Source organism: Variovorax sp. SG517 (genome assembly GCF_013376045.1).
Taxonomy (GTDB): Bacteria; Pseudomonadota; Gammaproteobacteria; order Burkholderiales; family Burkholderiaceae_C; genus Variovorax.
This window is the reverse complement of sequence record NZ_JABMJG010000004.1, coordinates 565,129-577,322: the sequence shown is the minus strand read 5'-3', so window position 1 is coordinate 577,322 and position 12,194 is coordinate 565,129. Positions and strand designations below refer to the sequence as shown.

Genomic DNA, 12,194 nt, shown 5'->3' with positions numbered 1-12,194 from the left:
GACCGGGGTCAGGGCCGGGGCCTGGCCTTGGGCACGGGCTTCGGTGCCGGCTTCTCCGGCTTGCCCCCGCCGAGCATCTTCTCCACCTGCTGCCCCAGGCGCGCGCCGATGGCGGTGCCCACGCCGGGCAGCACCGCGCTGCCGATGGCCGCGCCGGTGAGCGCGCCGCCGGTCAGCGAGAGTTCCGGGTCGCCCGCGGTGCCGCCGATCTTCAGCGGCACGCCGACCACGCCGTCGACGAGGTCGACCGCGATCTCGCCGTCGAGCCTGCGGTTGAAGAGCTTCAGGTTGCCGCTGGCCGTGAGCACGCCCGAGCGTGCCTTGAGGTTGCTGTACTGCATGACCACGCCGTCCTCGGTGCCCTGGGTGTCGAGGGTGCCGGTGAGCTCGTCCAGTCTGGTCGTGCCGCCGCGGCTGATGCCGGCGGTGGTGACGGCCTTGGCCACGTCCAGCCTGGTGAGCGTGGCGGGCTGCACCGAGAAGGTGGTGCGGGTGTGCAGGCCGCGGATCAGCGCGCCGAGTTCGTCGGTGCTCGCGGCCTCGGCCCGCAGCGTGGTGGTGCCCGAGAACCTGCCCGCCACCGAGGTGCGGCGCCCGAAGGCCTGCGCCAGGCTCTCGATGTCGATCTGGCGCGGCTCCAGGTCGGCCGAGAGCTGGATCTTTCCGTCGGGCTGGATCTCGAGGCGGGAGACGCCGTTCCAGGTGCCGCCGCCCGCATCGATGCGGGTGCGCCAGCGGTCCTGCCCTGCCTGGCGGTCCAGCCGCAGGCGCACGGGCTGGGCCGGCGGCTCCAGGCCGGCGCGCTCGAGCCGGGCCTGGCGCGGGCGCCAGCCGGGGTCGAAGCGGATCTCGCCGTCGTAGGCCAGCGCGATGTCGCGCCGGTCGATCCAGGTCACGTCGCGCCAGCGCAGCTGTTCCACGGGCACGGCAGCGAGCGTCCACGGCGCGGGCAGCGGGACGATGCCCCCTCCGCCGCCTTCCTGCGGCTTGGGGCCCCTGCCCCGGAACGCCCGAAACGAGGCGCGCGGCAGCACCAGGCCCTCCACCTCGATCTCGTCCACCGCGATGACGCGCCGCAGCAGCGGCGCGGGATCGAGCCGCACGGTCACGCGGCGCAGGGTGATGGGGCGCGGCTGGTCGGTGGCGATGTCGGACAGCACGAGCACCGGAACCGGCACCAGCGCCCAGTGGGCGCCGCCCACCTTCAGGGCGACGCCGAAGCGCTTCTGGAAGGCGTCGGCGATCTTCGCGGCCACCTCGTCGTCGGTGGGCAGGCGGGTGCTCACCACCCACACCAGGGCGCCCGCGCCGAGCAGCAGCGCGGCGGCGATGCCCAGGAGCCAGCGGCGCAGGGGGTGCTTCATCGGCCCAAGGTAGCACGCAAAGGCGACTCGGTTTGTCAGCCGCCATCGCTATAGTTTTGGCCACTGTTACAGGCAAGAAGAAAGAAAGAGGCACTGAATGCGTATCTGGAAGAAAGAGATCTCCGTCGAGGCGCTCACGAGCAACCACGTGGGCACGGTCGTTTCCGCGCTGGGCATCGAGTTCCTGGAGGTGGGCGACGACTTCATCCGCGCCCGCTGCCCGGTGGACGAGCGCACCCGCCAGCCCTACGGCATCCTGCACGGCGGCGTGTCGGTGGTGCTGGCCGAGACGCTGGGCTCCTGCGGCGCCCACTACTCCGCCCCCGAGGGCGACCGCGCGGTGGGCCTGGACATCAACGCCAACCACATCCGCTCGGTCACCAGCGGCTGGGTCATCGGCACCGCGCGGCCGGTGCACCGGGGGCGCACCACGCAGGTCTGGCAGATCGAGCTGACCAACGAGGCGGGCGAGCTGACCTGCGTATCGCGCATCACGATGGCGGTGCTGCAGCCGCGCTGAAGGCGGCGGTTTTCTTTCTCCGGCGGCAGGGTGCGTGCCGGTGTTCAGGGCGGGGTTCATCACCCACAATCACGCCCCGGGAAAGCCGGGACGACCGGCCACCGAGCACTACATCCAACAAGAGGAGATAAAAGAATGTTCAACTGGACTGAACGGCCCGCGTCCGCGCTGGCCAACGGCGCGGTCATCGCGCCCGACGAGCGGCTGCCCTGGCTGCAGACCGGCGCCATGGGCGTACAGCACGTCATCGCCATGTTTGGCGCCACGGTGCTGGCGCCGATCCTGATGGGCTTCAACCCCAACATCGCGATCCTGATGAGCGGCATCGGCACGCTCATCTTCTACTTCGTCACCGGTGGCAAGGTGCCCAGCTACCTGGGCTCGAGCTTCGCCTTCATCGGCGTGGTGATCGCGGCCAGCGGCTACGCGGGCAAGGGCCCCAACGCCAACATCGCGGTCGCGCTGGGCGGCATCGTGGCCTGCGGGGTGGTCTACATCCTCATCGGGGCCATCGTGCAGGCCGTGGGCACGGGCTGGATCGAGCGCTTCATGCCGCCGGTGGTCACCGGTGCGGTGGTGGCGGTGATCGGGCTCAACCTGGCGAGCGTGCCGGTCAAGAACATGGCGGCCGGCAACTTCGACGCCTGGATGCAGGCCGTGACCTTCCTCTGCGTGGGCCTGGTGGCGGTGTTCACGCGCGGCATGCTGCAGCGCCTCTTGATCCTGGTGGGGCTGATCCTGGCCACGCTGGTCTACGCGGCGCTGACCAACGGACTGGGCATGGGCAAGCCGGTGGACCTGAGCGGCATCGCCAACGCGGCCTGGTTCGGCCTGCCGACCTTCACCGCGCCGGTGTTCACCGCCAACGCGATGCTGCTGATCGCGCCGGTGGCGATCATCCTGGTGGCGGAGAACCTCGGCCACCTGAAGGCGGTGACGGCCATGACCGGCCGCAACCTCGATCCGTACATGGGCCGCGCCTTCATCGGCGACGGCATCGCCACCGTGGTGAGCGGCGCCGCGGGCGGCACGGGCGTGACCACCTACGCCGAGAACATCGGCGTGATGGCGGCCACGCGCATCTACTCCACCGCGGTGTTCGTGGTGGCCGCCGTCATCGCGCTGGTGCTGGGCTTCAGCCCGAAGTTCGGCGCGCTGATCCAGGCCATTCCGCTGCCGGTGATGGGCGGCGTGAGCATCGTGGTGTTCGGCCTGATCGCCATTGCCGGCGCCAAGATCTGGGTCGACAACAAGGTCGATTTCTCGCAGAACAGGAACCTGATCGTGGCGGCCATCACGCTGATCGTGGGCACGGGCGACTTCACGCTGAAGTTCGGCGACTTCGCCCTGGGCGGCATCGGCTGCGCGACCTTCGGCGCGATCATTCTTTACGCGCTGCTGGGCCGCTCGAAGAATTGAACTGCGAAGACGCCCTTCCAGGGATACCGTGGAACCGGCTTTGCCGGGCCACCGGTATCGCCCCCGGCAAGGGGGTTGGCGAAGCGGTACGAAGTGCCGCGAAGCCTGGGGGTTGGCTTGGTAACCTCATGAAAGAAGTGTTCTCTGGAGGGCCTGAAGCCGGGGGCCTTCACCGGCGTTTGGCCCGCGCCCGTTAGACTCCAACGCTTTTCGCACCGACGTTTTCCCAATGGCCGATGTCTCCGCCGCGCGCACCAAGGCGGTTTTCGAATTCAAGAGCGCCACGCTGCCGCTGATCGCAGTGATCCTCAAGACGTCCGACCTGGACGTGCTGGCCGAGGCACTCGACGCCCAGCTGGCGGATTCGCCCGACTTCTTCGAGCAGGAGCCGGTGGTGATCGACCTCTCGCTGCTGCAGGAGTCGGAGGACGACGGCGACATCGACTTCGCCGCCCTGCGCGGCCTGCTGGCGCGCCACCAGACCCAGCCCATCGCGGTGCGCGGCGGCAACGACGCACAGCACGCCGCCGCACGCGCGGCCGGCCTCTCGGTGGCGGCCATGCCCGCGGCCCCGGCGCCCCGAGCCCCGGCCCCGCCGGCCGAGGCCCCCGCTTCCGAAGCACCGCAGATCGTGCGCGAGGTGCCGGTGCCGGCCAACGGCACGCTCCTGATCGACAAGCCGCTGCGCTCGGGCCAGCAGGTCTACGCCCGCGGCGGCGACGTGGTGGTGACGGCCGTGGTGAGCTTCGGCGCGGAGGTCATCGCCGACGGCAACGTGCACGTGTATGCGCCGCTGCGCGGCAAGGCCATTGCCGGCGCGCGCGGCAACACCGAGGCGCGGATCTTCTCGACCTGCATGGAAGCGCAGCTGGTGGCCGTGGCCGGCATCTACCGGACCAACGAGGTGCCGCTGCCCGACACGGTGCTGGGCAAGCCGGCCCAGGTGCGCCTGGACGGCAAGAAAATCTCGATCGATCCCATTCCCTGACCGGACGAACCCGATCACGGAATGCGGCGACCCTGACAAGCAACAACTGAATCGAAACAAGAAGGAATGGCCATGGCCAAAATTGTGGTGGTGACTTCGGGCAAGGGCGGCGTCGGCAAGACGACGACGAGCGCCAGCTTCGCGTCGGGCCTCGCGCTCGCGGGCAAGAAGACGGCTGTGATCGACTTCGACGTGGGCCTGCGCAACCTCGACCTGATCATGGGCTGCGAACGCCGCGTGGTGTACGACCTGATCAACGTCATCCAGGGCGAGGCCAACCTGAGCCAGGCGCTCATCAAGGACAAGCAGTGCGACAACCTGTTCGTGCTGGCCGCCTCGCAGACGCGCGACAAGGAAGCGCTCACGCAGGAAGGCGTCGAGAAGGTGCTGGCCGACCTCGCGGCAATGGACTTCGAATACATCGTCTGCGACTCGCCCGCGGGCATCGAGACCGGCGCGATGATGGCCATGCACTTCGCCGACGAGGCGCTGGTGGTGACCAACCCCGAGGTCTCGTCGGTGCGCGACTCCGACCGCATCCTGGGCATGCTCAGCAGCAAGACCAAGCGCGCCAAGGAAGGCGGCGAGCCCATCAAGGAGCACCTGCTCATCACCCGCTACAACCCCAACCGGGTGGCGGGCGGCCAGATGCTGTCGCTGGAGGACATCCAGGACATCCTGCGCATCAAGCTGATCGGCGTGATCCCAGAGTCGGAGAGCGTGCTGCACGCCTCCAACCAGGGCGTGCCGGCGATCCACGACAAGGAGACCGACGTGGCCCAGGCCTACAGCGACGTGGTGGCGCGCTTTCTCGGCGAAGACCGGCCGATGCGCTTCGTCGAGGCGGAGAAGCCGGGCTTCTTCAAGCGAATCTTCGGGAGCAAGTAGCCCATGTCCTTCCTCTCGTTCCTGCTGGGCGAAAAGAAGAAGACTGCCAGCGTCGCGAAAGAGCGGCTGCAGATCATCCTCGCCCACGAGCGCTCGAGCCTCAGCGGCAAGAAGCGGCCCGACTACCTGCCCGAACTCCAGCGCGAGCTGGTGGCGGTGATTTCCAAGTACGTGTCGATCAACGCGGACGACATCAAGGTCAACCTGGAGACCCAGGACAACCTCGAAGTGCTCGACATCAAGATCGAGCTGCCCGACCCGGCTCCGACGCCGGCGCGCTGAGCGCGAAGAACCTGAAGCGCACGGACGGGTCCTGCAGGACCCGCTCCGACAGTGCGCGCTCCCACGCGAGATAGTCGGCCCAGGCCGCATCGCGCCGCGGACCGAAGACGCGCATCACCGAGCCCCAGTCGTCGTCGAAGGGGGTGAGCAGCCGGGCCGGCACCAGATCGGTCGTCAGCAGCCTGCCCGAAGCCTTCCAGCCCTGCGTTCCGCCCTGCAGCCAGGTGAACTCCGCCCCCGAATCCGGCCAGCGCCGTTGCGCGTCGCGCGCCACGCGGGCGGCGGCCGCGCCGTCGGGCGAGGTGAAGACCAGCTTGCGGCCGGTCGCGGCGTGCGGGGTCAGCGGCGCGAGCGAGGCCGGCAGCATGTAGAGCGCGCCCGGCAGGTGGCCGCGCTCGTAGTCGAGGCTGGGGCCCACGTCGATCACGGTGGCGGCGCCGTCGCTGCGCAGTTGCGCGAGGGCGTCGGCGTCCAGCGGCGGCGGCGCGCCGTCGATGGCGGCCGAGGGGTCCGGCGGGGCCTGCGGCGGCGTGAACTCGCCGTCGTACACATACACCTCGGCCTGGCCCAGCTGCGTGAGCCAGAAGGCGGTGATGGCCGCACGCAGGCGATGGGCTGGATCGTCGACCAGCACGATGCGCGCGCCTCGCGTGCCCACGAGGTTCTCGAAGTGCATCAGCAGCTGGCCGCCCGGCACCTGGCGCAGGCCGGTGCCCGCGAAGGCCGGATCGGGCTCGGGCCGCACGTCGAACAGGTAGAGGGTGCGCCCGCGGTCCTCGCGCCAATCGGCGAGCCGGGCCGCATCGGCCACGGGCAGCGCGAAGCGCGCGAGCAGTTCGTCGGCCAGGCCGCGCAGCACCTGCGGGGATTCGGGCGGCAGCTCGTCGTCGGGCGCCGCGTTCTGCACGGTGGGCGCGCCGTGCAGGCCCCAGTCCATGACGCCGTCCTCGACGAACACCGCTTCGCTCGCGCGGCCCAGCAGCCGCAGCGTGGTCGCGCCGACGATGCCGCGCGTGCGGCTGAAGCAGTTGATGGCCCACAGGTGGTCGGGCCCGCCGGCATCGGGCGGCTCGAAGCGGCGCAGTGCCAGCTCGGTGCCAGGGTGGTTGCGCGCGCCGGGCAGCGAGAGGAACTCGAACTCCGCGCGCGGCCGCGCATCGACCAGCGTGGTCGGGCGGCCCTCGCGCAGGCGCGCACGCAGCGCCTCCACGGGCAGGCCCGGCGTGCCGTAGTGCAGCCGTGCGCGATCGCCGAAGGCCTTCACCAGCGTGCCGTAGCCGTCGATGGCGGGCAGGCCTTCGCCCACCCAGCGCCGCAGGCCGCCGTCGAGCGTGCGCACGTCGGTGTAGCCCAGGCGCGCGAGCACGGCCGATGCCGCCTGCGCGGCGCCGTCGGGCGCGTCATCGTCGTCGTAGAGCACCACCGGCGTGGAACGGCGCGGCACCAGCGCACCGACCTGCAGCTCTAGCCCGCTGAGAGGCGCGTTGCGCGCGAGGTTCAGGTGGCGCTGCACGAACCAGCGCGTCTCGCGCACGTCGAGCAGGGCGAGCTCGGCCGCGGGCTCCGCCAGCAGCAGGGCCCACAGCCCAGCCGGCACGACGCTGTTCTTCGGGGGCGTGCTCATGCGCGCATTCTCCGGGGCCTGCCGCTCAATTGGGCTGGATGCCGGCCTGCTTCACCACCGCGGTCCACTTGACGGTCTCCGACTGGATGAAGCGCGCGAAGTCTTCCGGCGAGCTGCCCACGGTGAAGGCGCCGATGTCGTCGTAGCGCTTCCTGAACTCGGCCGTCTGCACGATGTCGCGCAGCTCGCGCGACAGGCGCTGCACCAGCGGCGCGGGCGTGCCGCTGCGCACCACCACGCCGTACCAGGAGGTGACCTCGAAATCGGGCAGGCCAGCTTCGGCGGTGGTGGGCACGTCGGGCAGCCAGGGTGCGCGCGTGCGGTAGGCCACGGCCAGCGGCTTGAGCGTGCCGGCCTTCACGAAGGGAATGGCGGTGACCACCTCGTTGAAGATGAACTGCGTCTGCCCCGCGAGCAGGTCGTTGAGGGCCGGGGCGCTGCCCTGGTAGGGAATGGCGGTGAAGTCGGCGCCGGTCTGCGTCTTCAGCAGCTCGCCCGCGAGGTGCGAGTACGCGCCCACGCTGATGCCGTAGTTGACCTTCCCGGGGTTCTTCTTCGAATAGTCGATCAGTTCGCGCGGGCTGGCCACCGGCAGCTTCGGGTTCACCAGCAGCACCTGCGGCGTCTGCACGAGCAGCGACACGGGCGTGAAGTCGCGCGAGAGGTCGTAGCTCAGCTGCTTGAACAGCGCGGGCTGCACCGTGAGGTTGGACGCCGGCGCGAGCAGCAGCGTGTAGCCGTCGGCCGGCTGCCGCGCGACGTACTCGAAGCCGATGTTGCCCGCCGCGCCGCTGCGGTTCTCGACCACCACCGCCTGCCTGAGCCGCTGCTGGAGCTGTTCGGCGACCTCTCGGGCGATCTTGTCGGCGATGCCGCCGGCCGGATAGGGCACGACGAGGCGGACGGTCCTGGCCGGATAGTCGGCCAGCGTGGCGGCCTGGATCTGCACGTCGACGGACAGCGCGGCGAGCAGCGCCAGCGCGATGCGGGTGAGGAGTTTCTTCATGGGAGGAAGCGGAAGGGCCGGCACGCGGCTGCCGTGAAGGCGCAGCGGGCAGGGGTGCAGCAGCAAAGCCGTGAAGCGTAGGCCCCGCCCCGCGCCTGCCGAACTAAGTTTCGCGCCGATGCTTATGCGAAAAGCGCGCATGCAAGCGCCCGCTTGCTACCTAGCATCGCAGTCCCGCCCATCGCCATGACATCGACTGCCCTGCCCCTCCACCGGAATGCACCCGCCCGCCGCCACTGGTGGTGGCACTACGAGGTGCCCACGCTTCTGCTGGCCGCCCTGCTCTACGCCGCATGGGGCGCGCTGGTGTGGTGGCACGCGCTGCTTCCAGGCTGGGCGCTGTTCGTCGTGGGCGGCTTTCTCGCGCAGCTGCATTTCTCGCTGCAGCACGAGAGCATCCATGCGATGCGCCATCTGCCGAAGTGGCTGCGCCACGCCGTGGTGTGGCCGCCGCTGAACCTCTGGCTGCCCTACCCCTTCTACAACCGCGGCCACAGCTCGCACCACGTCAACTTCCATCTCACGCATCCGGAGCGCGACAACGAGAGCGCCTACCACTCCGCGCCCGCGTGGCAGAGCTATGGGCCCGTGTGGCGATGGATCTACATGGCCAACCAGACGATCGCGTTCCGCGTGGTGCTGGGGCCGTTCCTGCGGCTTTGGAAGCTGGTGCGCTTTGAGGCCGGGCGCGTGCTCGCGGGCGACTTCTCGCGGCTGCTGACGTGGTTCTGGCATGCGCTGAGCGTGGCACCGGTGCTGTATTACGTCGTCGAGGTCTGCGGCATGGGCTTCGGCGAGTACCTGCTGTACTTCGTGTACCCCGGGATGATGCTGGGCTCGCTGCGCACCTTCACCGAGCACCGCTGGGCCGACACGCCGCACGAGCGCGTGGCCATCGTGGAATCGAACCTCGTGTTCGGGCTGCTGTACCTCTTCAACAACCTGCACCACGTGCATCACCGCGCGCCGACCATGCCCTGGTACGAGATCCCGGTGTACTTCCGCAGGCACCGCGCGGCGGTGCTGGAGGCAAACGGCAACTTCTACTACCGCGGCTACGGGGAGATCGTGCGCCGGCACCTGTTCAAGCCGGTGTTCACCCCGGTCCATCCCAACTGGTAGGGACCTGACAGCGGACGGCGTCAACCCTCCGTCACGAAGCGCGCCACCTGCTCCAGCACCTCGGTTTCCTTGAGGATGCGGCGATGCCCCCAGCCCTGCGTGGCGACGAGGCGGGCTCCGGCGATCGCGTCGCGGTAGGCCTCGGCATCGGCGAAGCGGTTCACGCGGTCGTCGCGGTCATGCACGATCAGCGTCGGCTGCGCGATGCGCGGCCCCACCGCCGCCGGCTCGAGCTGCTGCATCAGCACGCCCTCGCGCGATTCGAAGAGCCGCTGCATCGCCAGGCGCGTGGCTTCGCTGAGGCCGAAGGTGTGCGCGAAATAGCGCGTGTAGTCGCGCGGCGAGGCCGGCGGCGCAAGCAGCACGATGCGTTCGGCCGGCAGGCCGCGCGCAGTGGCCAGCGCGAGCCCGTTTGCGCCCAGCGAATGCGCGATGGCGGCACGCAGCGCATGGCCGTCCGCCGCGAGCCGCGCCGCGACATACGCGATGGCGCGTGCGAACTGCGGCGAATTGCTCATCACCCCGGCGCTGCGGCCATGCGCCGGCAGCTCGAGCAGCACCGGCCGCAGGCCCGCCGCCGCCACGGCCTGCGCGAGCGGCAGCATCTGGCCCGCGTGCCCGCCCCAGCCGTGCACCAGAAGCACTACAGGCGCCGATTCGGCACCCGAGTCCTGCGCCGCGAGGTGGTAGATGCCCACGCTCGCGTCCTCGAAGGCCCAGCTCTCGCGCCGCCACTCGGCGCCAGGGCCCTGGCCGCGATAGAGCCACTTGGGGGGCAGCGGCGTGCCGAAGACGCGGTAAGCGGCTCGCACCGCCAGCGCGGGCCACAGGCGCTGCGAGGCGGTGAGGCCGAAGCGCAGCGCGCGCATCGAGCGGCTGGGCTGGTAGTAGTTCGACTGCGCGGCGTGGCCGGCGGAAGGAGAAGTGCTGGTCATGGGCAGGTGTTCCTTGCGGGTCTTCAGTACCAGACCCAGTCGTTGTTGCTCGCAGGCAGGCTGCGCAGGGTGTCGCGGAGGCCCTTGAGGCCGAGGACTGCCGCATACGCGGCGAGGAAGAGGGCAATGATCAGCATGGTGCTTCTCCTTTTTATCGCACGACTGTGCGAAATCTTGGCAAATCGATGCGCGGGAAATCCGCCTGCTTCGTGAAGGGGCTCGCTCAGGCGAGGTAGCTGGAAAGAAGCCGCTGCCAGGTCTGCGTGGCGCGGTCGGCGGCCTGCGGGTCGCGCAGGAAGCGCGCGTCGTGCAGCTGGGTCATGGTCAGGCCGTTGATCTCGCTCACGAGCTGTGCGGGGTCGGTGTCGGCCTTGAGCTCGCCCGTCTCCATGGCCTGCAGCACGGTGCGGCGCAGGGCGGCGCGCCAGCGGGTGATTTCGCCCAGCAGCACCTCGCGCAGCTCGCCTTCGCGGTCGTCGAACTCGAAGGCGCCGGCGGTGTAGAGGCAGCCGGTGTGCATCTCGACGTCGCGCATGCGGGCGATCCACCGCGCCACGATCTCGTTGAGCCGGGCGAGGCCCTTGGGCTTCTGCATGGCGGGCACGAACACGTCGGCCAGGAAGCCGCGGCCATACTCCTCGATGACGGCCTTCTGCAGCGCCTCGCGCGACCCCACACGCGAGAACACGCCGCTCTTCGACAGGCCCAGCCTGCTGGCCACGGCCTGCAGCGTGATCGCTTCCAGGCCCTCGGCCAGCGCGAGGTTCATTGCCGCGCCGACGATGGCGGCGCGGGTGAGTTCGCTTTTCTGGGTCTTGGCGTCCATGCGGCAAACTTTAGCACATGCGTGCGAAATTACAAGAATCGGGAACGAAGGCGCCGCCGGAGCGGCTCAAAGATGTTTTACTCATGTGAAACCAACAAACGCATCGTTCCCCGAATAAGCAGTTGTGCAGAGAATCGCCGGTCGGCCCCATCCGGGGCTTCGATGACTTCTCAGCGCCAGATGAACTTCCAACAACTGCGCTCGGTACGCGAGGCCGTTCGTTGCGGCTTCAACCTGACCGAGGTCGCCCATACGCTTCATACCTCCCAGCCCGGCGTGAGCCGGCAGATCCGCGAACTCGAGGAAGAGCTCGGCATCGAGCTCTTCGTGCGCGCCGGCAAGCGGCTCACGGGGCTCACGGAGCCCGGCGGGCACGTGCTGCCGATCATCGAGCGCATGCTGATGGAAAGCAGCAACCTCAAGCACGCGGGCCAGGAGTTCGTCGCGCAGCAGAGCGGCCTGCTCTCGGTGGCGGCCACGCACTCGCAGGCGCGCTACGCGATGCCGGTGGCGGTGCAGGAATTCCGCGCGCAGTTCCCGAACGTGAAGCTGCACCTGCACCAGGGCTCGCCCAAGCAGATCGCGCAGATGCTGCTCGACGGCGAGGCCGACGTGGGCATCGCCACCGAGGCGCTGGGCGACTATCCGCAGCTGGTGGCCCTGCCCTGCTACCGCTGGACGCATTCGGTGATCGTGCCGCCCGGGCACCCGCTGCTCGACGCGCCGCTCACGCTGGAAGCGCTCACGCGCTATCCGCTCATCACCTACGACACGGGCTTCACCGGCCGCTCGCGCATCGACGAGGCCTTCGAGCAGCGCGGGCTGCAGCCCAACATCGTGCTGGCCGCGATGGACGCCGACGTGATCAAGACCTACGTGCAGCTGGGGCTGGGCATCGGCATCGTGGCCGGCGTGGCCTACGAGGCCGAGCGCGATACGCAGCTGCGCGCGCTCGACGCGGGACGGCTCTTCGGCATCAACCTCACCAAGCTGGCCGTGCGGCGCGGCACCTACCTGCGCAAGTACGTCTACGCCTTCATCGAGTCTTTTGCGCCCACGCTGACGCGCGCCGTCGTCGAAAAGGCTCTGGGAGACGAAGCCAAGGCCTCGCACTACGAAATCTAGGGCTTGTCCAGCGCCTGTTGCGCGGTGTGTACTGAGGACGACAGAAAGGTTAAAAAAGAAGAATGCAGCTTCACACAGGCGGCGTACATTCGGGT

The 12,194-nt window shown here is 69.4% G+C and carries 12 protein-coding genes; 7 read left to right on the top strand and 5 right to left on the bottom strand.

What is annotated here, in order from left to right:
* Positions 1 to 8: 8 nt before the first annotated feature.
* On the bottom strand, positions 9 to 1,364 hold the full coding sequence (locus FHT32_RS15410; protein WP_176665465.1) for a hypothetical protein: 1,356 nt from the start codon (positions 1,362 to 1,364) through the stop codon (positions 9 to 11).
* A gap of 97 nt (positions 1,365 to 1,461) precedes the next feature.
* On the opposite strand from FHT32_RS15410, the gene FHT32_RS15405 reads away from it, so the two are divergent.
* The 5 genes from FHT32_RS15405 to minE all read left to right on the top strand — a co-directional run bounded on the left by FHT32_RS15405 (position 1,462) and on the right by minE (position 5,461).
* Entirely contained in the window at positions 1,462 to 1,884 is a 423-nt protein-coding gene (locus FHT32_RS15405) for a hotdog fold thioesterase (protein WP_176665464.1), read from the top strand.
* Positions 1,885 to 2,019: 135 nt separating this feature from the next.
* A complete protein-coding gene (locus FHT32_RS15400) occupies positions 2,020 to 3,303 on the top strand; it encodes a solute carrier family 23 protein (RefSeq protein WP_019653576.1) in 1,284 nt (427 codons plus the stop codon).
* A gap of 229 nt (positions 3,304 to 3,532) precedes the next feature.
* On the top strand, positions 3,533 to 4,291 hold the full coding sequence (gene minC, locus FHT32_RS15395; RefSeq protein WP_176665463.1) for a septum site-determining protein MinC: 759 nt from the start codon (positions 3,533 to 3,535) through the stop codon (positions 4,289 to 4,291).
* 72 nt (positions 4,292 to 4,363) lie between these two features.
* Positions 4,364 to 5,179, top strand: coding sequence for a septum site-determining protein MinD (gene minD, locus FHT32_RS15390; RefSeq protein WP_176665462.1), 816 nt, complete (start codon positions 4,364 to 4,366; stop codon positions 5,177 to 5,179).
* Positions 5,180 to 5,182: 3 nt separating this feature from the next.
* Entirely contained in the window at positions 5,183 to 5,461 is a 279-nt protein-coding gene (gene minE, locus FHT32_RS15385) for a cell division topological specificity factor MinE (RefSeq protein ID WP_019653579.1), read from the top strand.
* On the opposite strand, the gene FHT32_RS15380 is transcribed toward minE, so the two are convergent.
* On the bottom strand, positions 5,418 to 7,085 hold the full coding sequence (locus FHT32_RS15380) for a rhodanese-like domain-containing protein (RefSeq protein WP_176665461.1): 1,668 nt from the start codon (positions 7,083 to 7,085) through the stop codon (positions 5,418 to 5,420). The two genes, minE and FHT32_RS15380, sit on opposite strands and share 44 nt — an antisense overlap.
* 25 nt (positions 7,086 to 7,110) lie before the next feature.
* Positions 7,111 to 8,091, bottom strand: coding sequence for a tripartite tricarboxylate transporter substrate binding protein (locus FHT32_RS15375; protein WP_176665460.1), 981 nt, complete (start codon positions 8,089 to 8,091; stop codon positions 7,111 to 7,113).
* Positions 8,092 to 8,277: 186 nt separating this feature from the next.
* Here FHT32_RS15375 and FHT32_RS15370 point away from each other — a divergent pair, with 186 nt between their 5' ends.
* Positions 8,278 to 9,213: a fatty acid desaturase gene (locus tag FHT32_RS15370; protein ID WP_176665459.1), complete on the top strand. Its 936-nt coding sequence runs from the start codon at positions 8,278 to 8,280 to the stop codon at positions 9,211 to 9,213.
* 20 nt (positions 9,214 to 9,233) lie between these two features.
* Here FHT32_RS15370 and FHT32_RS15365 read toward each other — a convergent pair whose 3' ends face one another.
* Both FHT32_RS15365 and FHT32_RS15360 read right to left on the bottom strand, forming a co-directional pair.
* A complete protein-coding gene (locus tag FHT32_RS15365; RefSeq protein WP_176665458.1) occupies positions 9,234 to 10,148 on the bottom strand; it encodes an alpha/beta hydrolase in 915 nt (304 codons plus the stop codon).
* A gap of 223 nt (positions 10,149 to 10,371) precedes the next feature.
* Positions 10,372 to 10,974, bottom strand: coding sequence for a TetR/AcrR family transcriptional regulator (locus tag FHT32_RS15360; RefSeq protein ID WP_176665457.1), 603 nt, complete (start codon positions 10,972 to 10,974; stop codon positions 10,372 to 10,374).
* Between the two features lie 180 nt (positions 10,975 to 11,154).
* Between FHT32_RS15360 and FHT32_RS15355 the strand changes: the two genes are divergently transcribed.
* Entirely contained in the window at positions 11,155 to 12,099 is a 945-nt protein-coding gene (locus FHT32_RS15355) for a CysB family HTH-type transcriptional regulator (protein WP_093196167.1), read from the top strand.
* Positions 12,100 to 12,194: the final 95 nt, after the last annotated feature.